The 22,633-nt window shown below is 58.8% G+C and carries 19 protein-coding genes and 1 tRNA gene; 13 read left to right on the top strand and 7 right to left on the bottom strand.

Annotation, left to right across the window (positions count from 1 at the left end; translation table 11 throughout):
- Positions 1 to 32: 32 nt before the first annotated feature.
- Positions 33 to 3,653: a vitamin B12-dependent ribonucleotide reductase gene (locus ACR0A2_RS02620; RefSeq protein ID WP_480833958.1), complete on the bottom strand. Its 3,621-nt coding sequence runs from the start codon at positions 3,651 to 3,653 to the stop codon at positions 33 to 35.
- A gap of 446 nt (positions 3,654 to 4,099) precedes the next feature.
- Between ACR0A2_RS02620 and ACR0A2_RS02615 the strand changes: the two genes are divergently transcribed.
- Positions 4,100 to 4,630, top strand: coding sequence for a hypothetical protein (locus ACR0A2_RS02615; RefSeq protein ID WP_480833957.1), 531 nt, complete (start codon positions 4,100 to 4,102; stop codon positions 4,628 to 4,630).
- 11 nt (positions 4,631 to 4,641) lie between these two features.
- Here the strand turns inward: ACR0A2_RS02615 and ACR0A2_RS02610 are convergent.
- From ACR0A2_RS02610 to pdxH, 4 genes are all read right to left on the bottom strand, one after another.
- Positions 4,642 to 4,718, bottom strand: a tRNA-Pro gene (locus ACR0A2_RS02610).
- A 43-nt stretch (positions 4,719 to 4,761) separates the two neighbouring features.
- Complete coding sequence (locus ACR0A2_RS02605; protein WP_152458086.1) at positions 4,762 to 5,229, bottom strand: DUF192 domain-containing protein; 468 nt, start codon at positions 5,227 to 5,229, stop codon at positions 4,762 to 4,764.
- Positions 5,230 to 5,234: 5 nt separating this feature from the next.
- Positions 5,235 to 5,741, bottom strand: a complete 507-nt coding sequence (locus ACR0A2_RS02600) for a cold-shock protein (protein WP_174829352.1) — start codon at positions 5,739 to 5,741, stop codon at positions 5,235 to 5,237.
- Between the two features lie 142 nt (positions 5,742 to 5,883).
- Complete coding sequence (pdxH, locus tag ACR0A2_RS02595; RefSeq protein WP_152459861.1) at positions 5,884 to 6,489, bottom strand: pyridoxamine 5'-phosphate oxidase; 606 nt, start codon at positions 6,487 to 6,489, stop codon at positions 5,884 to 5,886.
- 135 nt (positions 6,490 to 6,624) lie between these two features.
- Between pdxH and fabI the strand changes: the two genes are divergently transcribed.
- From fabI to trpE, 5 genes are all read left to right on the top strand, one after another.
- Positions 6,625 to 7,431, top strand: a complete 807-nt coding sequence (gene fabI / locus ACR0A2_RS02590) for an enoyl-ACP reductase FabI (protein ID WP_171228263.1) — start codon at positions 6,625 to 6,627, stop codon at positions 7,429 to 7,431.
- Between the two features lie 4 nt (positions 7,432 to 7,435).
- Complete coding sequence (gene gpt / locus ACR0A2_RS02585; RefSeq protein ID WP_152458089.1) at positions 7,436 to 7,945, top strand: xanthine phosphoribosyltransferase; 510 nt, start codon at positions 7,436 to 7,438, stop codon at positions 7,943 to 7,945.
- Between the two features lie 21 nt (positions 7,946 to 7,966).
- The gene (locus ACR0A2_RS02580; protein WP_480833956.1) at positions 7,967 to 9,142 is read left to right on the top strand and encodes an aminotransferase; all 1,176 of its coding nucleotides are present in this window, start codon (positions 7,967 to 7,969) and stop codon (positions 9,140 to 9,142) included.
- Positions 9,143 to 9,222: 80 nt separating this feature from the next.
- Positions 9,223 to 11,064: a peptidylprolyl isomerase gene (locus tag ACR0A2_RS02575; RefSeq protein ID WP_480618351.1), complete on the top strand. Its 1,842-nt coding sequence runs from the start codon at positions 9,223 to 9,225 to the stop codon at positions 11,062 to 11,064.
- A gap of 11 nt (positions 11,065 to 11,075) precedes the next feature.
- Positions 11,076 to 12,587 (top strand): anthranilate synthase component I, encoded by a 1,512-nt coding sequence (trpE, locus tag ACR0A2_RS02570; protein ID WP_480833955.1) that lies wholly within the window; start codon positions 11,076 to 11,078, stop codon positions 12,585 to 12,587.
- 59 nt (positions 12,588 to 12,646) lie between these two features.
- Here trpE and ACR0A2_RS02565 read toward each other — a convergent pair whose 3' ends face one another.
- Positions 12,647 to 14,080, bottom strand: coding sequence for a divergent polysaccharide deacetylase family protein (locus ACR0A2_RS02565; protein WP_480833954.1), 1,434 nt, complete (start codon positions 14,078 to 14,080; stop codon positions 12,647 to 12,649).
- A 198-nt stretch (positions 14,081 to 14,278) separates the two neighbouring features.
- Here ACR0A2_RS02565 and ACR0A2_RS02560 point away from each other — a divergent pair, with 198 nt between their 5' ends.
- The 6 genes from ACR0A2_RS02560 (at position 14,279) to lexA (ending at position 19,104) form a co-directional block, all read left to right on the top strand.
- Entirely contained in the window at positions 14,279 to 14,860 is a 582-nt protein-coding gene (locus ACR0A2_RS02560; RefSeq protein ID WP_480833953.1) for an anthranilate synthase component II, read from the top strand.
- Entirely contained in the window at positions 14,857 to 15,876 is a 1,020-nt protein-coding gene (trpD, locus tag ACR0A2_RS02555) for an anthranilate phosphoribosyltransferase (protein WP_480833952.1), read from the top strand. The genes ACR0A2_RS02560 and trpD overlap by 4 nt, the downstream gene beginning before the upstream one ends.
- Positions 15,873 to 16,685 carry an indole-3-glycerol phosphate synthase TrpC gene (trpC, locus tag ACR0A2_RS02550; protein ID WP_480833951.1) on the top strand — a complete coding sequence of 271 codons (813 nt, stop codon included), beginning with the start codon at positions 15,873 to 15,875 and terminating at the stop codon, positions 16,683 to 16,685. Before trpD ends, trpC begins: the two co-directional genes overlap by 4 nt.
- The gene (gene moaC / locus ACR0A2_RS02545; protein WP_224855993.1) at positions 16,685 to 17,158 is read left to right on the top strand and encodes a cyclic pyranopterin monophosphate synthase MoaC; all 474 of its coding nucleotides are present in this window, start codon (positions 16,685 to 16,687) and stop codon (positions 17,156 to 17,158) included. Before trpC ends, moaC begins: the two co-directional genes overlap by 1 nt.
- Positions 17,155 to 18,327: a molybdopterin molybdotransferase MoeA gene (locus tag ACR0A2_RS02540; protein ID WP_480833950.1), complete on the top strand. Its 1,173-nt coding sequence runs from the start codon at positions 17,155 to 17,157 to the stop codon at positions 18,325 to 18,327. Before moaC ends, ACR0A2_RS02540 begins: the two co-directional genes overlap by 4 nt.
- Positions 18,328 to 18,405: 78 nt before the next feature.
- Positions 18,406 to 19,104 carry a transcriptional repressor LexA gene (gene lexA / locus ACR0A2_RS02535; RefSeq protein ID WP_152458099.1) on the top strand — a complete coding sequence of 233 codons (699 nt, stop codon included), beginning with the start codon at positions 18,406 to 18,408 and terminating at the stop codon, positions 19,102 to 19,104.
- On the opposite strand, the gene ACR0A2_RS02530 is transcribed toward lexA, so the two are convergent.
- Positions 19,098 to 21,146 (bottom strand): ComEC/Rec2 family competence protein, encoded by a 2,049-nt coding sequence (locus ACR0A2_RS02530; protein ID WP_480833948.1) that lies wholly within the window; start codon positions 21,144 to 21,146, stop codon positions 19,098 to 19,100. The genes lexA and ACR0A2_RS02530 overlap by 7 nt on opposite strands.
- A gap of 78 nt (positions 21,147 to 21,224) precedes the next feature.
- Here ACR0A2_RS02530 and gltX point away from each other — a divergent pair, with 78 nt between their 5' ends.
- Positions 21,225 to 22,625: a glutamate--tRNA ligase gene (gene gltX / locus ACR0A2_RS02525; protein ID WP_480833946.1), complete on the top strand. Its 1,401-nt coding sequence runs from the start codon at positions 21,225 to 21,227 to the stop codon at positions 22,623 to 22,625.
- Positions 22,626 to 22,633 lie beyond the last annotated feature (8 nt).

Below are 22,633 nucleotides of genomic sequence, written 5' to 3'. Positions count from 1 at the left end.
CCCCTACGCCCCGGGGTGCCGGGGCGCTTTCCTTAGCTACACCCGCTTGTCGCGCCACAGGTGTTGCATTTCATGCAGGTGCCGTTGCGCACCAGTGTGTAGTTTCCGCATTCGCCGCAGGGATCGCCCTCGTACCCCTGCATCTTGGCCTTTGTGCGGGCGTCCATGCTTGTGGCCACCGCCGTTTCGGCTGCCGATGCTTCAAAGGAAGCCGCCGGTTCAGCCATGCCGTTCACCTCGACCTGACCCGCATTGAACACAGCCAGATCTTGCGGCAAGCGCTTGCGCAGATAACCGGTAGAGCTGATTTGTTTCAGCACTTCCAACGACTTGGACGCGGCTGTATCGCTGATTTCCGAAACATTCGAGACACCCTCGTCCTCGCCCCGACCCAAATCGTCAAAGGTTGCGCCTTCGGGTTTCACGTGGGCCAAATCGGTGCGGTCCAGATAGGATACGGCCAGTTCGCGGAAGATGTAATCCAGGATTGACGTTGCGTTCTTGATCGAGTCGTTGCCCTGCACCATCCCCGCGGGTTCGAACTTGGTGAAGGTGAAGGCGTCCACGAATTCTTCCAGCGGCACGCCGTATTGCAGACCGACCGACACGGCGATGGCAAAGTTGTTCATCATCGCACGGAAGCCGGCACCTTCCTTGTGCATGTCGATGAAAATCTCGCCCAGCTGGCCGTCTTCGAACTCACCGGTGCGCAAATAGACCTTGTGGCCACCAACGATTGCCTTCTGGGTATAGCCCTTGCGGCGATGCGGCAGTTTTTCACGATGGCTGCGGATGATTTCCTTGACCACAACCTTCTCGATCACCTTTTCGGCCAGAACGACGGCCTTTTCCTGCGCCGAGCCGCTCTCCAGCACCTCTGCCGCCTCGTCGTCATCCTCGACCAGTGCTGCCGCCAGCGGTTGCGACAGTTTCGAACCGTCACGATAGAGCGCGTTGGCCTTCACACCCAGCGACCAGCTGAGTTCATAGGCTTTCTGGCAATCTTCGATGGTCGCGTCATTCGGCATGTTGATCGTCTTCGAGATCGCACCCGAGATGAAGCTCTGCGCCGCCGCCATCATGGTGATATGGCTTTCAACTCCAAGGAAACGCTTGCCTTTTTTTCCGCACGGGTTGGCGCAATCAAAGATCGAATAATGCTCTTCCTTCAGATGCGGCGCACCTTCCAGCGTCATGGTTCCGCAGACATGGTCGTTGGCCGCCTCGATATCCGCACGGGAAAAACCAAGATGACGCAGCAGATCGAATGTCGGGTCATTCAGCTTGGTCGCCGGGATGCCCAGAACACCGGTGCAGAAATCCTCGCCCAGTGTCCACTGGTTGAAGACGAACCGGATGTCGAAGGCGCTTTCCAGCGCGGCGTCCACCTTGGCCAGTTCATTCGGGCCAAAGCCATGACCGGTCAGCGAGGTGTGGTTGATCCCCGGCGCATTGCCGATGGTGCCGTGACCAACTGCGTAGGACACGATCTCTTCGATCTGCGACGAGGAATAGCCCAGCTTTTCCAGCGCCGATGGCACCGAGCGGTTGATGATCTTGAAATACCCGCCACCGGCCAGCTTCTTGAACTTCACCAGCGCAAAGTCAGGCTCGATCCCGGTGGTGTCGCAATCCATCACCAGACCGATGGTGCCGGTGGGCGCGATCACGGTGGCCTGCGCGTTGCGATAGCCGTTCTTCTCACCAAGGCTCAGCGCCTCGTCCCAGGCGGACATGGCCAGATCGACCAGGCGCTTGTCCGGGCAGTTGCCGTGATCCAGTGGCACCGGTTTGACGGCTAGTTTCTCGTAGCCTTCCGTCACACCCTGCGCCGCGCGGCGGTGGTTGCGGATGACACGCAGCATATGCTCGGCGTTGCGCTCATAACCTTTGAATGCGCCCAGCTCACCGGCAATCTCAGCCGAAGTCGCATAAGCCACACCGGTCATGATCGCGGTCAGCGCACCGCAGATCGCCCGGCCTTCGTCCGAGTCATAGCTGTAGCCCATGTTCATCAGCAGACCGCCGATATTGGCATAACCCAGACCCAGTGTGCGGAAGTCATAAGACAGCTGCGCGATTTCCTTCGACGGGAACTGCGCCATGGTCACCGAGATTTCCAGCGTCAGGGTCCACAGGCGCGAGGCGTGCATGTAATCCGCTGCCTGGAACTCACCATCCTTGAGGAAGGTCAGCAGGTTCATCGAGGCCAGGTTACAGGCCGTGTCATCCAGGAACATGTATTCCGAGCACGGGTTCGAGCCGCGGATCTCACCATCTTCGGGGCATGTGTGCCACTCGTTGACCGTATCATGGAACTGGATGCCCGGATCGGCACAGGCCCAGGCCGCATGGCCGACCTTTTCCCACAAATCCCGCGCCTTGACCACCTTGGCCACCTTGCCGTCGGTGCGGTTGATCAGCTCCCAATCGGCATCCTTTTCAACCGCCTTGAGGAACGCGTTGGTCACGCGGATGGAATTGTTCGAGTTTTGTCCCGAAACCGAGCTGTACGCCTCCGAATCCCAGTCTGTATCATAGGTCGGGAACTCGATGCTGTCGTGGCCCTGCTTAGCATAATCCAAAACACGCTTGATGTAAGTTTCTGGTATTGCGACCTTTTTCGCTTCACGAACCGCCTTTTTCAGCGCGTCGTTCTTGTTGGGATCATACGCATCGTCTTGCGCGCCGTCCCATGTGCGGATGGCCTCGAAAATGCCGTTCAGCATCTTCTCGTGCATCTTCGATCCGGCAACGATCGAGGCCACCTTCTGTTCTTCGATCACCTTCCATTCGATGAATTGCTCGATGTCCGGGTGATCTGCATCGACGATCACCATCTTTGCTGCCCGACGGGTTGTTCCGCCTGATTTGATCGCGCCAGCGGCGCGGTCGCCGATCTTGAGAAAGCCCATGAGGCCCGAGGATTTGCCGCCGCCCGACAGCGCCTCGCCTTCTGCACGTAGATGGCTGAAGTTGGTGCCTGTGCCGCTCCCGTATTTGAACAGGCGCGCCTCGCGCACCCACAGGTCCATGATGCCGCCTTCGTTCACCAGATCATCATCGACCGACTGGATGAAGCACGCGTGCGGCTGAGGATGTTCATAGGCCGATTTCGACTTGGTCAGCTTGCCGGTCTTGTAGTCGACATAGTGGTGCCCCTGCGCCGGGCCATCGATTCCATAGGCCCAGTGCAGGCCGGTGTTGAACCACTGCGGCGAGTTTGGCGCCGCACGCTGGGTCGCCAGCATATAGCGCATCTCGTCGAAATAGGCGCGCGCGTCTTCCTCGGTCGAGAAATAGCCGCCCTTCCAGCCCCAATAGGCCCAAGCACCGGCCAGACGGTCGAACACTTGCTTCGACGATGTTTCTCCTTCGAACTCTGCGCCTTCCGCGGGAACCGATCGCCACAGAAATTCAGGAACGTCTTTTTCTTTCACCTTCTTGAGCTTGGTGGGTACCCCCGCCTTGCGGAAGTATTTCTGCGCAATCACATCACTTGCAACCTGCGACCAGCTGGAAGGGACTTCGATGTCATCAAGACGAAAGACAATTGTACCGTCCGGATTTCGGATTTCAGATGTTGCCGACACAAAATTCAGTTCCGCATAGGCGTCCTGATCCGGTTTGGTGAATTTTCTTTCAATCTTCATGTCCGCAGCCCTGGTTCATTCAGCTCAATTTCAGATTCCCGACACCAAATCTTATGTTGCAGGGTGTCGCCCACAACGCCCTGAGAAGCGTGCAAAAAGGTACTGTTCGCTGCCTTGGACAGCGCAATGCCGCTAATGCGGCCGCACGATAATCGTTTGTGCTTATCCGACCCTCGCCCGCTGCCTTTTCTGGAATATACACCAGATGTTGTGGCAATCTCGTTGGCCCATACAATTTGACGTATGTTCCCATAGTAGGTCAACGCCCTTTTTCGGTCATTTTCCAAATCTTTTTTATTGACCTGATGGTTGCATGAGGCCTTCTGCGTGCAGGCCGCGATTCCTCCACAGCTTCATCCACGGCGAATTTCCGCCGACGTTTTGCGCTCTCAAAATGAATTCCCGTTTTTACCAGCATAGTTATCTGGATTTGATCAACCAATGGCATGCTGGTTACCTTGAAAGGGAATCGATACCGTCCGGGCAAACAGACCTGCGCCATGTGCCGAACGGTTTACCCAAGAGCGAGGGAGCTCAAACGAATGAAGTTGTTTCATTTTTTCCCGGCCATGGCCTGCATCGTTGCATGCGCACCACAAGATGTGCCCATCCCGTCACGCAGCGCACAGTTTGAATCCTTCCCGAAACGGCTGTTCGATACGTTTGAAACCAGTTGCTCGGGCCCTGGCGAGTCTTTCAAGAAAACCGGGAACCAAGTTTTTGAATGCAGTGAGTTCCTGCCCCCGAAGGCGACAGCTTTTCTGATTCTGAACTATGACGGCCATCCGCAGGAACTGCCCCAAAGCGTCATGCGTCTTACGTCAACAAAAACAAACGCAGGGTATCGCGTGGACGCGCGTGTTTTCTTCCACGTCCCGCAAAAAACCGGTGCGGCAGTTGAAGTTCCGGTCGAAAGTAAGGTTTTGAATCAAGCCATCAGCGAGCTCTACCAGACAATGGGTGGCTCGCCGAATTAGCTTGATGGAAGTGGTCGGGGCGGCAGGATTCGAACCTACGACCCCCTGTACCCAAAACAGGTGCGCTACCAGACTGCGCCACGCCCCGGACCGTGCGCCTTCCTAACGACGCCGATCTGATTTGAAAAGCCCTAACAGGGCCAAATTGCAGGTCCTTGCGAAAAAATTTCGTGCTTCATCTGTGTCCCGGGCCCGATGGAGTAGCGCGCGGACAATCCTGCATTGATTTCAAGCACCGCATATACGGAATCGCCCCCTTCAATCGGCGTAAGATCACCCGGAATCGCCCCTTCATGCACACGCGTCACCAAACCGGTGCGATCGAGAAAAACCATATCGAGCGGGATCAGTGTGTTCTTCATCCAGAAAGCAACGGGTTGAGGCGGATCAAAGACGAACAGCATACCGGATCGAGCCGGCAACGATTCGCGAAACATCAAACCGCGGGATCGCTCTTGCGGAGTAACGGCGACTTCCACGTTAAATTGCACGGTCGCACTGTCATTTCTGAGTGTGACACGATCCGATCTGCAAGCAGCAGCGGCAACTCCTGCCCACAACGTTACGAATATGGTCAAGAGTATCCGAAGCCGTTTCATCCGGTTCAGCTATCCAAAGCCGCTTCCCAGGCCAGAACCTGCGCGGCCATCCGACCACGCTTGCCGTCGATCACCCTCATGGCCAGAGCTTCACCTGGTTGCAGATCGGCAAGACCCGACCGGCGCAATACCTCGATATGAAGGAATACGTCTTCATTTCGCCCAAAGACATTGGCAAATCCGAAACCCTTGCCTTTGTCGAACCATTTCACCCGTGCGGCTTCCAGCGGCGCCTTTGCGATAGCCTCCGGATCCAGCTCGGCGAAATCGGCAAGCATCATCGAGTCGGTCCGCGCCGGCGGATCAATCGCAACGACCTCGACCGCTTGAACCCCTCGGTCCGTGCGGTGAGTCATGATTTCAATGCTGGCGCCATCCGCAACCGAACTCTGGCCGTAATTGCGCAGAACATTCACGTGCAACAGAATATCCGGGCCGCCCTCTTCGGATACAACAAAGCCATAACCCTTGGCAGGGTCGAACCATTTTACGTGTCCACGGACGCGGTACATGTTGTTCAGGTCTTCTGGCACGGTTTTCCCATCGCGAATTTCAACAGTTCGTTAAGGGTTTGTTGTTTATGGGAATGGCAGGCAAATTCAAGCTGAAAAAATCGTTTATTTTCTGCCTGTTGCATTTCACGACACGTGAACGTCATGGATTCAACCTTTCAACATGCCATGCCGATCCCGGCTCAATTCGTTGCCATCTGAACCGGTCATGCAAGCGGAACGCTCCATCGGCCCAGAACTCAATCTCGGTGGGCGTCAATCTGTACCCGCCCCAAAACGGCGGACGCGGTGGATTTGGCCCAAGTTTCGCCGTCACTTTCGCGACCTCTGCCATCAAAGCTGCCCGGCTTGAAAGCGGTTGAGACTGCTTTGAAGCCCACGCGCCCAGTCGGCTTTTCAATGACCTTGATGCATAATACTCATCTGCTTGGGGCCCATTTTCACGACGTATTGTACCACGAACACGAAGTTGACGCCGCAAAGATTTCCAATGCATCACAAATGCAGCTTTTCCGGCGGCATCCAGTTCCTTGGCCTTGGCGCTTTCGTAGTTCGTATAAAAAACAAACGAGTCCGCTTCGATTTCCTTGAGCAACACCATGCGTGCATTTGGCAAGCCATCCGGATCAACGGTTGCTAGCGCAATCGCATTCGGGTCGTTCAATTCGGTTTCTTCAGCCTCGGCAAGCCACCGGGCCGCTATTTCAAACGGATCGGAGCCAGCAAAGATGCCATCACGCTCGGTCATTTCCATCCCCTGGAAAGTATTAACGTCGAACCTAAGGCGAGAACTCGCTGCGGGCAAGAGCGCACGGCCTTGATGCAACGCAACCAATGGCATAAACCAACTCAACATAACGCGAAGACAGGCGGAGAACCGAACATGTCAAATCAGTTGATGGCCGGCAAACGCGGCCTCATCATGGGACTGGCCAATGACAAATCAATCGCATGGGGAATCGCCCGCGCCTTGTCGAATGCCGGGGCCGAGCTGGCCTTTTCCTATCAGGGCGAGGCTTTGAAAAAGCGCGTCGATCCGCTGGCGGCACAATTGGGCAGCGAAATTGTTCTGCCCTGCGACGTCAGTGACGAAGCATCCATCGACGCGCTCTTTGCAGCTCTGGAAGAGAAATGGGGCAAGCTGGACTTCGTCGTCCACGCCATCGGCTTTTCCGACAAGAACGAGCTGCGCGGTCGCTATGTCGACACCAGCCGCGCGAACTTCAAACTGACGATGGATGTGTCGGTATATTCCTTCACAGCCGTGATGCAGCGTGCCGAAAAGATGATGTCAGAGGGCGGCAGCGCCGTGACCCTGACCTATTACGGCGCCGAGCAGGTCATGCCGCATTATAATGTCATGGGCGTCGCCAAGGCCGCGCTGGAGGCGTCGGTCAAATACCTGGCTGAGGATCTGGGCAAGGATGGGATCCGCGTGAATTCGATCTCGGCCGGGCCGATCAAGACGCTGGCCGCCAGCGGCATCGGCGATTTCCGCTATATTATGAAGTGGAACGAATATAACTCGCCCCTGCGCCGCAACGTGACGATCGATGACGTCGGCAACTCGGCGCTGTACCTGTTGTCGGATCTGTCCAGCGGTGTCACTGGTGAGAATCTGCATGTGGATTCGGGGTATCACATCGTCGGCATGAAGGCCGTTGACGCCCCGGACGTTGAAAAAGGTTAATAACATGAGCGCCAAGGACCGCCTGCCCCACGAAAAAGGCTTTCATATAAGCTGGGACCAGATTCATCGCGATTCGCGTGCGCTGGCCTGGCGTCTTGACGGGCAAGGTCCTGATGATGGCAACTGGCGGGGTGTTGTCGCGATCACGCGCGGCGGCATGGCGCCTGCGATGATCGTCAGCCGAGAACTGGACATCCGTACGGTCGATACGATCAGCGTGCGTTCATACCACCACCAGGAACAGGGTGAAGCAGAGGTGCTGAAATCTCCGGACGCCGACCTGATGGGTGACGGAACCGGTATTCTGATCATCGACGACCTGGTCGACAGCGGAAAGACGTTGGAACTGGTTCGGGACATGTACCCGAATGCGCATTTCGCGACGGTTTACGCCAAACCCAAGGGCCGCCCGATGGTGGATACCTTCATCACCGAAGTCAGCCAGGACACATGGATCTTCTTCCCATGGGATATGGCCCTTCAATATGTCGAGCCGTATCGCGGCACCGATTGATTTCTGATTAGTAGACCGCTCATGACGCTCAGCCGTACCGCCGCAACATTCGCACCTCCGGTGATGGAGGCGCGCCGATGGGTCGAGGGCGTTGCCTTCCCATCCGACCGCCCGTTGATCAACGTAAGCCAGGCGGCCCCGGTTGATCCGCCGCCGCTGGCCTTGCGGCGGGCTATGGCCGAGTTTGCTGTGCGCGAAGACAGCGCGCATCTTTACGGCCCGGTATTGGGCAATGACGATCTGCGCACCGAACTGGCGGCGCAGATCAGTGCTCACTATGCGGCGCAGGTAGATGCACCTCGGATCGCCATCACCTCGGGCTGCAATCAGGCGTTTTCGGCCGTGATATCGGCGATCACCGGCGAAGCGGATGAGGTCATTCTGCCAACCCCATGGTATTTCAACCACAAAATGTGGCTGGATATGGCCGGAGTACGGTCCGTGGACCTGCCGACCGGCGATGATCTTTTGCCCGATCCAGAGCGTGCGCGCGGATTGATTACCGACAAGACACGCGCCATTGCGCTGGTCACGCCCAACAATCCGGGCGGCGTCGAATACCCTGCCGAACTTGTCAGAGCCTTTTTTAACCTGGCCCGTGAAACCGGGATCCGCCTGATCGTCGATGAAACCTATCGCGATTTCGACAGCCGCAGCGGCCCCCCGCATGATCTGTTTCAGCAACCCGGGTGGGACGAAACACTTGTCCATCTTTACTCTTTCTCCAAAGCTTATCGTCTGACGGGCCACAGGGTGGGTGCCATCGCAACAAGCCCGGCGTTGTTGTCCGAGGTCGAGAAATTTCTGGATACGGTCGCCATTTGCCCGGGCCAGATCGGCCAGTTCGCAGCGTTGTGGGGTATGCAAAACCTGTCGCAATGGCTGGCCTGCGAGCGTGACGAAATTCTTGACCGCCGCGCAGCCATTGCAGAAGGCATGCCGGCGCTTGAAGCACGGGGGTGGCGGCTTTTGGGACTTGGCGCCTATTTTGCCTATCTCGAACATCCGTTCGACATGCCGTCAGACGAGCTTGCGCGCCGTCTGGTCAGCGAAGCCGGCGTGCTGCTGTTGCCCGGAACCATGTTCATGCCCGATCATGACCCGGCTGGAAAACGGCAGGTCCGCATTGCTTTTGCCAATCTGGATCGGGCCGGGCTGGGCCAATTGTTCGACCGGTTGCAGGACCTGCCCTTCTAAGCTTGCCCCTCGGCGGTGTGCGTCGTATTCAGGGCCGCAACCGACAGGGCAGAACTCTGCCGAAAAAACAAGAGGGCATCATGGCCGCAGGCGCTAAAAGTCTTTCGAAAACCTTTGTCTGGATTCTGATGGGCCTGCTGATGCTGGGCCTTGCGGGATTTGGCGCGGTCAACCTCAGCGGGACGATCCGCACAGTTGCGACAGTCGGAGACGAAAGCATCTCGGTCGATGACTACGTGCGCGAATTGCAGCGCGAGATTCGAGCGGTAGAGGCACAGTCCGGGCAACCTTTGCAGATGTCGCAAGCCCGCGACCTGGGTCTGGACCGAAACGCCCTTGCCCGCCTGACCGCTTTGGCGGCGCTGGACAACGAGGTCGGTCAGCTTGGGATTTCCATCGGCGATGAGAACCTTCAGCAAGAGATCATCTCGATCCCGGCCTTTCAGGGTGTCAACGGAACTTTTGACCGTGAATCCTATCGCTTTCAGCTGGAACAGGTCGGCATGACCGATTCCGAATTCGAATCCGATCTGCGCAAGGAATCCGCCCGAACGATCGTGCAGGGCGCAATCATGGGCGGCGTGAAAATGCCGGAAACGCTGACGGACACGATGATCGATTATATCGGCGCGCGGCGCAGCTTTACGGTTGCAACTGTTGGGACGGAAGCGCTGGATACTCCTGTAGCCGAACCAACGGACGCACAGATCCAGGCATTCTATGATGACAATGGGGAACAGTTCATGCTGCCCCGCACCAAGCAGCTGACTTATGCGATTCTGTCGCCAGCAATGTTGGTGGACACGGTCGACATCGACGAAGACGCGCTGCGCAAGCTTTATGAAGAACGAAACGACGAATACAACCAGCCCGAACGCCGTCTGGTCGAACGTCTGAACTTTCCAAGCGAACAGGCCGCCAAGGACGCTTTGGCGCAGCTTGAGGTTGGCGGCACAACGTTCGAACAGTTGGTTCGGGATCGCGATCTGGAACTGAATGACATTGATCTGGGCGACGTGACGCGTGAGGATCTGGGCGAAGCGGCGGACGCTGTTTTTGCGGCCGAGCTTGACACAGTCGTGGGCCCGTTGCCTTCGGTGTTCGGTCCGGCCCTGTTCCGCGTCAACGGATCACTGGCCGCGAACACTGTTCCATTTGAAGAGGCCGAGCCGGCACTTCGCGAAGAGTTGGCGACTGAACGCGCCCGCCGTCTGATCGAGGCGCAATCCGAAGATATCAACGATATGCTGGCGGGCGGTGCCACGCTGGAAGAACTGGCGGAAGAAACCGAAATGGAACTGGGTCAGATCGACTGGACCCGTGACAGCGACGAAGGCGTTGCGGCCTATGACGGGTTCCGAGCGGCCGCAGAAGCCGTTCAGGAAGGGGATTTCCCTGAAATCGCCTTCCTCGAAGACGGGTCAATTTTTGCCCTGCGCCTAAACGAGGTTCTGCCGCGTCGCCCGGAACCGCTGGAGAGCGCGCGCGACCGTGTCGCCGAGGCCTGGCAACAGGCCGAGATCAACAAAGCCCTGCGCGAAAAGGCAGATGCCATTCTGAACCAACTGGCACCTGACGGTGATTTCGCAGCCACCGGCCTGCCCTTCCGCGTCGAAAATGCCCTGACCCGCACAGCGTTTCTGGATGATGTTCCAGCCAATTTCATGAACGAAGTTTTCGCGATGGAACCGGGTGAGCTGCGCGTTGTTTCGGGTAATGGTGCGGCTTGGATAGTGCGTCTGGATGAAACCCTGCCGCCGGCGGATACTGATGAACTGCGTCAGTTGCGTGATGCCCTGAGCTCGCAGATGGATCAGGCTCTGGCACAAAATATTTTCAACGCCTACGTACGTGACGCCCAGACCCGGGCGCGCCCCGTGGTGGATCAACAGGCGCTGAACGCCGTGCAGGCGAGCTTTTAAACGAGACAGATATGGCCCTGACACCCGACTTTGAAACCTTCGCGCGCGCCTATGAGGCGGGCGAAAACCAGGTTGTATATACGCGTCTGGCCGCCGATCTGGACACACCTGTTTCACTGATGCTCAAGCTGACGGGCGCGCAGAAAGATGCGTTCATGCTGGAATCGGTGACAGGCGGTGAGGTTCGTGGCCGCTATTCGATCATCGGCATGAAACCTGATCTGGTCTGGCGCTGTCACGGGGAAACCTCGGAACTGAACCGTTCGGCCCGTTTCGATGCCGAGGCGTTCTTGCCCCAAGATGGCAACCCGATGGACAATCTGCGGGCGCTTCTTGCCGAAAGCCGCATGGAATTGCCCGATGACCTGCCACAGGCCGCTGCCGGGCTGTTCGGGTATCTGGGTTATGACATGGTTCGGCTGGTGGAACACCTTCCGGATGTGAACCCTGATCCACTGGGTTTGCCTGATGCGATCATGCTGCGCCCGTCTGTCATCGCGGTGCTGGATGGGGTCAAGGGTGAAGTGACGGTGGTTTCACCCGTCTGGGCCAGCGACGGCCAATCGGCCAAGGCGGCCTATGCCCAGGCGGCTGAGCGTGTGATGGATGCGGTCCGCGACCTGGAACGGGCCATGCCCGCGGAAACCCGCGATCTGGGCGACGCGCGCGAAGTCGCCCCGCCGGTGTCGAACTTCACCAAATCCGGCTATATGGAGGCGGTTGAAAAGGCCAAGGAATACATCCGCGCGGGTGACATCTTTCAGGTTGTCCCGGCTCAACGCTGGACGCAGGATTTTCCGCTGCCGCCTTTTGCACTCTACCGATCCTTGCGGCGCACGAATCCGTCACCCTTCATGTTCTACTTCAACTTCGGCGGTTTTCAGGTGGTGGGCGCAAGCCCCGAAATCCTGGTGCGTGTCTTTGGCAACGAAGTCACCATTCGCCCCATCGCAGGCACGCGCCCACGCGGCGCGACGCCCGAAGAAGACAAGGCGAACGAGCTGGATCTGCTGGCCGACAAGAAAGAACTGGCCGAGCATCTGATGCTGCTGGATCTGGGTCGCAACGATACCGGTCGTGTGTCAAAGATCGGCACCGTACGACCGACAGAAGAGTTCATCATCGAACGCTACAGCCACGTGATGCACATCGTATCGAACGTTGTGGGCGAATTGGCCGAAGACAAAGACGCGCTGGACGCCTTCTTTGCGGGTATGCCGGCAGGAACGGTTTCGGGTGCGCCCAAAGTGCGCGCGATGGAGATCATCGACGAGCTGGAGCCGGAAAAACGCGGTGTTTACGGCGGCGGCGTCGGCTATTTCAGCGCGGGCGGCGACATGGACATGTGTATCGCCCTGCGTACCGCCATCGTGAAAGATCAGAAACTCTATATCCAAGCTGGGGGTGGTGTTGTTTACGACAGCGACCCCGAAGCCGAGTTCATGGAAACTGTTCATAAATCCAACGCCATACGGCGCGCGGCGGCAGATTCCGCGCGGTTTACCGGCAACGGAAACGGCTAAAAAAAACAGGGGCGGCCGATCAGGTGATCACCGCCCCTTTTCTCTGCATTCTGCGAAGATTACTGCACCTGTTTCATCATGACGGCCGAGATCGGAGCCATTGCCACGCGGTTGCCCCGATCTTCCAGCCCCCACAGCAATAGGGCTGAAATCGTCTCGGGACGCACGCGTCCCAGCATGACCACTGTCCCTTCCTGACCCGCACGGAACGCGGCCTGATCCAGGAATCTGCGCATGATTTTCGGATCCTGCCGTGCGCCGTCGATATCGCGGAAAACGACACTGGACGGAATTCCGTTTCGCGCCGCCAGTTTCTGCACGGTGTTGAGCCCATTGTCCTGCGTAATCAGCCCCCGGCCGGTTCCCGCAGCAATCGCGGCGACCTGATCAGCCAGTTTGCGATTGCCCTGAATCCCGCTGTTCACACCTTCCAGAATACCAACCGTTTCCGGCAGGGTATCCAGCCACACCGACAGCGACACCTCGGCGTCCTGCGCGCTTGCGGCCTCGGGCAGATCCGCCAGGGCCAGCACCTCGAACCCGGCCTTGCGGTGACGGGCCATCTTTTCTGCCGCGTCAGGATCCGATGGGTTCACGGCAAAGCTGACCGGATAGGGAAAGTCCTGCAACGCCTCGGACCCGAATGCACCCTCGTCATCAATCAGAATAATGGACATCAGCGGCTTGGATTCGGGGTTTTCGAACTTTGCCGCAAAACGCTCGATCGGCTTGGTCGATTTCGGCTGTTCAGCCGAGGCCTGTTCCACGACGGGCTCATCATCCCGTTCCGTCAGCGGAACGACGCGTTTTCCGATGATCGAGCTGGCACTTGCTTTCTGCTCACCCCCGATCTGGGGCAGCGCAGCGATGCGCGGCAGTTCGCGAGGCATGGTGTCTTCATCCCCTTCCACGGCAATCGGGCTGTTTTCAAAGGGGTTCTGTTCTTCGGCCTCTGTCGACTCTGGCTCCGGCTCGGGCGCTGCCCGTGGCAGAGGGTCTGGCTCGGGCGCAAGCGCGGCCACCTCGGTGTTCTCGGGCTCTGCCGGCGGGGCCGGTGTTTCATCAATGACGGCAGGCAGCGCATCGTCTGGCTGAATTGCGGGAACCTGACTTGGCTCTGGCAGGGCGGCGGGCGCTTCGATCACGAATGACACTTCATTTGCATCTGCCGCTTCCGGTTGGTTCAGCGCGTCCGTTGCCGCGCCGACAACCGGCTGGGAATCGATAGACGTTTCCAGCCCCGACAGATCGGCCAGATCCTCGCCGGCGTCATCGGCGGCTTCTGGCGCACGCGGGGCAAGTTCCACCAGATCGGCGTCAGATCCGGCGTCCGCCACTTCAGCCGGAGCCTCGGGAGTTTCAGAAATCGTCGGCGCCGGTGCTTCGGTTGCAACAACCGGGGTATTCACCATCGGCGTCTTGAGTGACACAACCGCACCCAAGATCAAAACAACGATCGCGCCCGCGACCATTCCTCCGAAAAATCCGCCCATTTTCCTGCCTTTCGCCTCTTTCCTCTGCCTCGTCCAGCTCTGCGCCATCTGGTGTGGCGCTCGGCCAATTGAACGCGCCAGAAACGGTATGTCCTCTTGACGCTGCCGCTCAAGCCTGAGCATGTATGTGCGGACATTATACCGTGGCCCGGGGCTGCATCGCCAGCCCGAAATGCCCAAGCGAAGATAAGTGCCCAAATGCTGCTGCTGATCGACAACTACGACTCGTTTACCTACAATTTGGTACATTATTTAGGCGAACTTGGTGCCGAAATGGTCATTCGCCGAAATGATGCGCTGGATGTACAGGAAGCGATGGCCATGAACCCCGCCGGCATTCTGCTGAGCCCCGGCCCCTGCGACCCGGATCAGGCGGGGATTTGCCTGGCGCTGACGGAAGCGGCCGCTGAAACCAAAACGCCGCTATTGGGGGTTTGCCTAGGCCATCAGACCATAGGCCAGGTGTTTGGCGGCAAGGTGGTTCGATGCCACGAGATCGTTCACGGCAAGATGGGCACGGTGAAGCACGCCGGCAAGGGGTTGTTTGCCGGTCTGCCCTCACCCTTTGAGGCTACGCGCTACCATTCGCTGGTGGTCGAGCGCGAGACCCTGCCCGATTGCCTGGAGATCACGGCCGAGCTGGATGACGGCACGATCATGGGATTGCAGCACAAGGAATTGCCGATCCACGGTGTGCAGTTCCATCCGGAATCCATCGCATCCGAGCACGGTCACGCCCTTCTCAAAAACTTCCTGCAAGAACTGAAAGTCTCGGCATGAGCGACGCGCTTAAACCGCTGATCGGAGCAGCTGCCGATCGTCCTTTGACACGTGCCGAGGCCGAAAAAGCCTTTGCCATACTGTTCGATGGCGAAGCCACGCCCAGCCAGATCGGCGGATTGCTGATGGCCATGCGGACACGCGGTGAGACGGTCGATGAATACGCCGCGGCAGCCGCCGTGATGCGTTCGAAATGCAATGCCGTAAACGCACCCGAGGGGGCGATGGATATCGTCGGCACCGGCGGCGACGGCAAAGGCACCCTGAACATCTCGACCGCGACCGCTTTTGTCGTGGCCGGTGCCGGAGTCACGGTCGCGAAACACGGCAATCGCAACCTGAGCTCGAAATCCGGCGCAGCGGATGCATTGGGCCAGATGGGCATCAACGTCATGGTTGGCCCGCAAGTCGTTGAAAATGCGCTGAAAGACGTTGGAATCGGCTTCATGATGGCGCCCATGCACCACCCTGCCATCGCCCATGTGATGCCGTCCCGGCAAGAATTGGGAACGCGCACGATCTTCAATATTCTCGGCCCCCTGACCAACCCTGCCGGCGTCAAACGGCAGTTGACCGGCGCCTTCAGCCGCGACCTGATCCGCCCGATGGCCGAAACGCTTGGCCTGCTGGGCTCGGACCGCGCCTGGTTGGTGCATGGTTCGGACGGGACGGACGAGCTTACGATCACCGGCATCAGCTGGATCGCCGCTCTGGAAGACGGGATTGTGAAAGAGGTCGAACTGCACCCCGAAGACGCAGGTCTTCCGGTGCATCCGTTCGAGGACATCATCGGTGGCTCGCCCGAGGAAAACGCCGTTGCGTTTCGGGCTTTGCTGGATGGAGCCCCGTCCGCGTATCGTGACGCGGTGTTGCTGAATTCGGCCGCCGCTCTGGTCGTCGCCGAAGCGGCAAAAGATCTGCGCGAAGGCGTGGCCATGGCTGCTGAAAGCATCGACAGTGGCAATGCCAAAAACAAAATCACGGCCTTGGCCGCCAAGACACAGGAAGCCGCATGACCGAAACCGTTCTGGACAGAATCAAAGCCTACAAACTGGAAGAAGTCGCGGCGGACAAAGCGCAGAAATCCCTGGAAACACTGGAAAGTGAGGCCCGGTCCGCCTCGGAACCCCGTGGCTTTGCCAGTGCGTTGCAACACGCCTCACGGCAAGGCTATGGCCTGATCGCCGAGATCAAGAAAGCCAGCCCGTCCAAGGGGCTGATCCGTCCGGATTTCGACCCGCCAGTTCTTGCAAAGGCTTATGAGGATGGTGGCGCGACATGTTTGTCCGTCCTGACCGACACCCCCAGCTTTCAGGGCAAAAAAGAGTATCTGACGCAGGCGCGCGAGGCGACATCCCTGCCCGCCTTGCGCAAGGATTTCATGTACGACCCGTATCAGGTGGTCGAAGCACGCGCCCTGGGGGCGGATTGCATTCTGATCATCATGGCCTCGGTCAGTGATGATCAGGCGGCTGAACTGGAAAAAACTGCGTTCGATTGGGGAATGGACGTTCTGATCGAAGTACACGACGAGGCCGAGCTTGAACGCGCGGCACAGCTGAAAAGCCCGCTGATCGGTATCAACAACCGCAATCTGAAAACCTTCGAGACAACGCTCGACACGACACGCCGCCTGTCCAAGCTGGTGCCCGCCGATCGCACCATCGTGTGCGAAAGCGGACTGGGTACACCAGACGATCTGAAGGACATTGCACGCTATGGGGCCCGCTGCTTCTTGATCGGAGAAAGCCTGATGCGCCAGGACGATGTTGAAGCGGCAACGCGCCATATCCTGTCAAACCCGCTGATCCCCGGAGTGATGTGATGCCGCTGACCCATTTCGATGCCCAAGGTCAGGCACATATGGTCGATGTCTCGGACAAGGAGGTGACAGATCGCGTCGCTATTGCCGAAGGTTACATCAGGATGGCGCCGGAAACCTTTGAAATCATTTCCGAAGGTCGCGCCAAGAAGGGCGATGTTCTGGGCATTGCCCGCTTGGCCGGCATCATGGGCGCAAAGAAAACGCCGGACCTCATTCCGCTGTGCCATCCTTTGCCGGTGACCAAAGTGGCCGTCGAGCTGACTCTTGACCCGGACCTGCCGGGTGTTCGGATCCAGGCCACCGTCAAGACCTCGGGCCAGACCGGGGTCGAGATGGAAGCGCTGACCGCCGTATCGACAGCCGCCTTGACCGTATACGACATGACCAAGGCCGTCGATAAGGCGATGGAGATAGGCGGCATTCGCGTTCTGCTCAAAGATGGCGGTAAATCAGGGCGTTACGAGGCGAAATGATTACTGTCGAAGAGGCACGCGCCCTGTTGTTCGATCTTGTGGGGCCATTGCCGGCCGAAGAGGTTCCACTGGCCCAGTCCGCAGGGCGCGTTCTGTCGCGGGACGTCACGGCCACGCGGGATCAACCGCCTTTTGCCGCCTCTTCCATGGATGGCTACGCAGTCAAATCTGACGAGGTCGAACTGCACGCCATGTTCAAAGTTGTGGGCGAGTCAGCGGCCGGGCGTCGTTTTGAGGGCACTGTAGGCCCCGGACAGGCGGTTCGCATCTATACCGGCGCCCCTGTGCCCGAGGGCGCGGATTTCGTTGTGATTCAAGAGGATACGGATCGCCGCGGTGATCTTCTGACGATCACGGACACACCCGGCGCCAAAACGAACATCCGACCCGCTAGCGTGGATTTCAAGGCTGGCACGTCCATATCGGCCCCGCGATTGATCCGCGCTGAAGATGTGGCCTTGATGGCCGCGATGAACATCCCTCGCGTCCCGGTTTCGCGCAAACCCGTGATCGCCCTCATCTCGACTGGTGATGAATTGGTCATGCCCGGGGAAGAACCCGGCCCGGATCAGATCATCGCCTCGAACACATTTGGCCTAAAGGTAATGCTCGAAGGATTGGGGGCTGTGGTGCGCGTGCTTCCGATCGCGCGGGACACTGTATCGTCACTTGAAACGGCCTTTGGTCTTGCGCAGGGGGCGGATCTGGTCGTGACGATCGGCGGGGCGTCGGTTGGCGATTATGACCTCGTGTCGGACGTCTCGCAGGGGTTGGGGATGAAGCAATCCTTCTACAAGATCCGAATGCGCCCTGGAAAACCCCTGATGGCCGGTCGTATCGGCAACGCGGCGATGGTCGGGTTGCCGGGCAATCCGGTCAGCGCCATGGTCTGCGGCTATCTGTTTCTGGCCCCGATGGTGCGCCGGATGCTGGGGCTTGAACAGGTGCTGCCACCCTTCCGCACGGCCCGGCTGAGTGGTCCTTTGCCCGAGAACGGCCCGCGCGAGCATTATATGCGCGCCGTGGTGACGGATGCCGGTATCGAAGCTTGCGCAGATCAGGACAGTTCCCTTCTCAGCGTATTGGCTCAGTCCAACGCGCTATTGGTCCGCGCCCCACACGATCCGGCGCGCGACATCGGGGAAATGGTCGAATACCTGCCGATCTGACCTGCCCTCAAATTCGTTGACACAAAACGTGAACATGCGTAGAACAAAAGAAAACGCATGAGCGACGAGGTGTGAGCGATGCTGACCAAGAAGCAATTGGATTTGCTGGAATTCATCCACAAACGCGTGCAGGCGGACGGTGTTCCGCCCAGTTTTGATGAAATGAAGGCTGCTCTCGACCTGCGGTCGAAGTCCGGCATTCACCGGTTGATCACCGCATTGGAAGAACGTGGGTTTATCCGCCGCCTTGCCCATCGCGCTCGGGCCATTGAGATCGTGAAATTGCCCGAAAGCCTTGGCGGTGAGCCGACAGCTGGATTTACGCCACGTGTGATCGAAGGCGACCGGCCCAAAGGCCCCCGCCCTGCGAATGTGGAGCCTGTATCGGTGGACGCGCTCGAGCTGCCGGTCATGGGCCGGATCGCAGCCGGTGTTCCCATCGAAGCAATCAGCCATGTATCGCATCACGTGGCCGTTCCCGGCCCCATGGTTTCGGGACAGGGTCAGCACTATGCATTGGAAGTTCGCGGCGACTCGATGATCGACGCTGGCATCAATGACGGTGACGTGGTCGTCATCCGGGAAACCTCGACCGCGGATAACGGCGACATCGTGGTTGCCTTGGTCGAGGATCAGGAAGCGACCCTCAAGCGGTACTTCCGCCGCGGCAACGCAATCGCGCTTGAGGCTGCAAACCCGGCTTATGAAACGCGCGTCCTGCCCGAAGAAAAGGTCAAGGTTCAGGGCCGGTTGGTCGGACTCATCCGCACCTATTGAGCCTGCTTGGAATGACGGTCCCCGGCTGGTTTCGGGGACCAAAGCCGATGGCCGGTCATGTCCGCGCTCGAGGTCAGTTTTCCGTTCGAAACCGACAGGCTTCCGGTTTCGTACAACCGTTCCGGATCGAATACCCCGCACGAACCTTGCAGGGCAAGCGCAACGGCCGAGATGATGATCTGGTTTTCCTGACATTCGTCAAACGCCCGCGCCACCCGTTTTCCGGTGATATGGATGATCTCAAAATCCTTCAGCGGGTATCGTTGCACGATGTCGCTGTCCGGCCATCTGAGCGCCGCCTCGATCTGATCAACACCGTCTCCGTCATTTTCAAGCCAGACACCGGCGACAAACCCGCTGCCTTTGCTTTTGCTGAGGGCCCGCCCCTTGTCGGTCATAACCCCCACCAATCCGCCGTTTTCAGCGATCAGGACATCCGGTCTGTGCCCCGAGTTCCAAAGCAGAAATGCCAGGACAACAGGCACCGCTCCGGCCCATCGTGCATGTCCCTGCCACAAGGCCATCCACAAGGCGCCGAATGCGACCAGGGGCAGGATGTACCAAGGCGGGCTGACGACAAACCCCTGTGCGCCATCAAGGTGCGACACCCAGTCCGAAACCGTAAGGATCCAATGCAACGCCCACCCCATGACGGTCAGGGCAATTGCCTCCAGTCCAAACGGGGCCAGAAGCGCCGCACCGACGGCGGAGGGCACGACAAAAAGACCCATGACAGGAACGGAAAGCAGGTTGGCCAGCAGACCGTAATGGGACATCGTATTGAAATGCGCGGCACCTATGGGGGCTGTTGCAAGGCCTGCAATTGCCGATGACATCACCACGCCGGCGACGGGCTTCAGCCAGTTTGGGCCGGGCATCGGGCGCATCTCTCGCAACGCTCCGAAGACGGCGACCAAGGCTGTGGTTGCGGCGAAGGACATTTGAAATCCGGGGCTCATCAGCGACTCGGGCCGAAGAACCAGCACGATTACGGCGGCAACAGCAACCGCACGCAGCGAAATCGCGCGTCTGTCGATCAACACGGCCCCGAGCATGACGCTGACCATGACAAAGGCCCGTTCGGTTGCAACGTTGCCCCCGGACAACAACAGATAAAGGGTTGCGGCACAAAGCGCGAGAATAGCAGCCACCTTCCGAACCGGAACTCGCAACGCCACGGGGGGGCACAACGACAGCCCCAACCGACACGCAACGAATACGAAGCCTGTCAGAAGCCCCATATGAAGCCCGGAAATGGCCAGCAGATGCGCCAGATTGGACGCCCGCAAGGATGATAGCGTCTCCTGCCCCATCCCGCTGCGATCTCCGGTGGTAACGGCGGCGGCAAATCCACCGATTTCACCGGGCAGAATCTGCCTGACCCGCTGCGAAATGGCCATGCGGATCGCAGTGACCCGAATGCCGTCGATCCCCTCGGCCGCTGGTGCGATGGTCATGATTGGGACGCGGGTATAGCCGACCGCGCCCAATCGTTGAAACCAGGCGTGGCGGCGAAAGTCGAAACCTCCGGGCTCGACCGGGCCCTGCGGCGGCGAAAGATGACCGGTGGTCATAATACGCTGCCCCGGTGCGATTGCGCCCGTTGGAACATGAACGGAAAGACGGATGCGCTGCGGCCTGCGCTCCTGAGGTACATCCCCTATGCGTACCTGATCAAGCGTCAACCGCAACGCATCCGAGGCAGACCGATCCATGGCGACGACCCTCCCCTCGACAGGGCCATAATATCGCCACGACAGTACCGGTTCTGCCACCATATGGGCGCGAACGCCCGCCAGAAGGAAACCGGCAACGATCAGCACCCCCCCGATTGTCAACGTTCCCACCCCCGGTGGCAGCCGGCGGCGCAAGGCGACAAGAGCGATTCCAAGACAGACAAGACCGGCATAAACTGACCAATCCGGTTCGACGCGGACGCCGAAATAAAGACCAATCCCGGTCGCCAGCAAAACCGGCGTCCAAGGGAAAAGGTAGCCTGTCTGGTGCAGCAGCGCGGCCTCGACCCGTGCAAGAACACGCATGGTTGCCCCCGTCCTTCGGGCTCGTTAGACAGGCTTCAAACTATGCCAGATACGGTTACCAAAAGGTTAATCCTCACCATGACTGAACAGGTCGTCACTCGTTTTGCCCCCTCGCCCACCGGTTTCCTGCATATCGGCGGCGCGCGCACTGCATTGTTCAATTGGCTGTATGCACGTGGTCGGGGCGGCAAATTCCTGCTGCGGATCGAAGACACCGATCGCGAACGTTCGACACCCGAGGCGACCGCCGCGATCCTTCAGGGCATGGCCTGGCTTGGCCTTGATCACGACGGTGATGTGGTCAGCCAGTTCGAAGGGGCCGCCCGTCACGCCGAGGTCGCGCATCAGTTGCTGGCCGAGGGCAAGGCCTACAAGTGTTTCTCGACCCAGGAAGAAATTGCGGCTTTCCGGGACCAGGCGCGCAGCGAAGGGAAATCAACCCTGTTCCGCAGCCCATGGCGTGACGCCGATCCTGCGACACATCCGGATGCACCTTTTGCCATACGAATCAAGGCGCCTCAGGACGGGGTGACCGTGATCCACGATCAGGTTCAGGGCGATGTGAGCATCCGCAATGACCAGTTGGACGACATGATTCTTCTGCGCTCGGACGGAACACCCGTCTACATGCTGGCAGTCGTTGTCGACGATCACGACATGGGTGTCACCCATGTCATCCGCGGCGACGATCACCTCAACAACGCCGCGCGACAAATGATGATCTACGAAGCCATGGGCTGGGACGTTCCGGTCTGGGCGCATATCCCGCTGATTCACGGGCCGGACGGCAAGAAACTGTCCAAGCGCCATGGTGCTCTTGGAGCGCAGGAATATCAGGCCATGGGCTATCCCGCAGCCGGGATGCGCAATTACCTGGCCCGGCTGGGCTGGAGTCATGGCTACGATGAGTTTTTCACGGATGCGCAGGCAAAGGACTGGTTCGATCTGGACGGGATCGGCAAAAGCCCTGCACGGTTCGATCTGAAAAAGCTTGAAAACCTGTGTGGACAGCATATCGCAGTCTCGGATGATGCTGCACTGCGGCAAGAGATCGAAGCATATCTGTCTGCAGCAGACCTTCCGCCCCTTACTGAAACACAATCCAGTGATCTAGAACGTGCGATGTATTGCCTCAAGGACCGTGCGCGTACCTTCCCGGAACTGCTTGAAAAGGCTCATTTTGCATTGACAAGCCGCCCGATCGTTCCGAATGAAAAGGCGGCAAAGGCACTGGCAACTGTATCCGATGGTATACTGACGGAATTGACGCCGCATCTGCAAAATGCTAGCTGGTCGCGGAACGAACTGGAGGAGGCACTGAATTCCTTTGCCGAGTCAAAAGAGCTCAAGTTCGGCAAGCTGGCCGGTCCGCTGCGGGCCGCCCTGGCGGGTCGGGCCGTTACGCCTTCGGTTTTTGACATGATGCTTGTGCTGGGACGGGAAGAAACCCTGGCGCGGCTTTCTGAAGCAGCGAAATAACCCAAGCT

The organism is Ruegeria sp. H8 (assembly GCF_056532905.1).
The sequence above is the reverse complement of the archived record's forward strand: the minus strand, read 5'-3'. Positions and strand labels throughout refer to the sequence as shown.

Excerpts from the sequence above, each read along its gene's own strand:
- pdxH (WP_152459861.1), bottom strand. The coding sequence starts at position 6,489 with ATGACCGAGCGTGATGGCATCTTTGCTGGCTCCGATCCGTTTGAAATA.
- ACR0A2_RS02620 (WP_480833958.1), bottom strand. The coding sequence starts at position 3,653 with ATGAAGATTGAAAGAAAATTCACCAAACCGGATCAGGACGCCTATGCG.
- moaC (WP_224855993.1), top strand. The coding sequence starts at position 16,685 with ATGCCGCTGACCCATTTCGATGCCCAAGGTCAGGCACATATGGTCGAT.
- ACR0A2_RS02575 (WP_480618351.1), top strand. The coding sequence starts at position 9,223 with ATGGCCGCAGGCGCTAAAAGTCTTTCGAAAACCTTTGTCTGGATTCTG.
- ACR0A2_RS02605 (WP_152458086.1), bottom strand. The coding sequence starts at position 5,229 with ATGAAACGGCTTCGGATACTCTTGACCATATTCGTAACGTTGTGGGCA.
- ACR0A2_RS02565 (WP_480833954.1), bottom strand. The coding sequence starts at position 14,080 with ATGGGCGGATTTTTCGGAGGAATGGTCGCGGGCGCGATCGTTGTTTTG.
- gpt (WP_152458089.1), top strand. The coding sequence starts at position 7,436 with ATGAGCGCCAAGGACCGCCTGCCCCACGAAAAAGGCTTTCATATAAGC.
- ACR0A2_RS02615 (WP_480833957.1), top strand. The coding sequence starts at position 4,100 with ATGCTGGTTACCTTGAAAGGGAATCGATACCGTCCGGGCAAACAGACC.
- ACR0A2_RS02600 (WP_174829352.1), bottom strand. The coding sequence starts at position 5,741 with ATGTACCGCGTCCGTGGACACGTAAAATGGTTCGACCCTGCCAAGGGT.
- lexA (WP_152458099.1), top strand. The coding sequence starts at position 18,406 with ATGCTGACCAAGAAGCAATTGGATTTGCTGGAATTCATCCACAAACGC.
- trpC (WP_480833951.1), top strand. The coding sequence starts at position 15,873 with ATGACCGAAACCGTTCTGGACAGAATCAAAGCCTACAAACTGGAAGAA.
- ACR0A2_RS02540 (WP_480833950.1), top strand. The coding sequence starts at position 17,155 with ATGATTACTGTCGAAGAGGCACGCGCCCTGTTGTTCGATCTTGTGGGG.
- ACR0A2_RS02560 (WP_480833953.1), top strand. The coding sequence starts at position 14,279 with ATGCTGCTGCTGATCGACAACTACGACTCGTTTACCTACAATTTGGTA.
- gltX (WP_480833946.1), top strand. The coding sequence starts at position 21,225 with ATGACTGAACAGGTCGTCACTCGTTTTGCCCCCTCGCCCACCGGTTTC.
- trpE (WP_480833955.1), top strand. The coding sequence starts at position 11,076 with ATGGCCCTGACACCCGACTTTGAAACCTTCGCGCGCGCCTATGAGGCG.
- fabI (WP_171228263.1), top strand. The coding sequence starts at position 6,625 with ATGTCAAATCAGTTGATGGCCGGCAAACGCGGCCTCATCATGGGACTG.
- trpD (WP_480833952.1), top strand. The coding sequence starts at position 14,857 with ATGAGCGACGCGCTTAAACCGCTGATCGGAGCAGCTGCCGATCGTCCT.
- ACR0A2_RS02580 (WP_480833956.1), top strand. The coding sequence starts at position 7,967 with ATGACGCTCAGCCGTACCGCCGCAACATTCGCACCTCCGGTGATGGAG.
- ACR0A2_RS02530 (WP_480833948.1), bottom strand. The coding sequence starts at position 21,146 with ATGCGTGTTCTTGCACGGGTCGAGGCCGCGCTGCTGCACCAGACAGGC.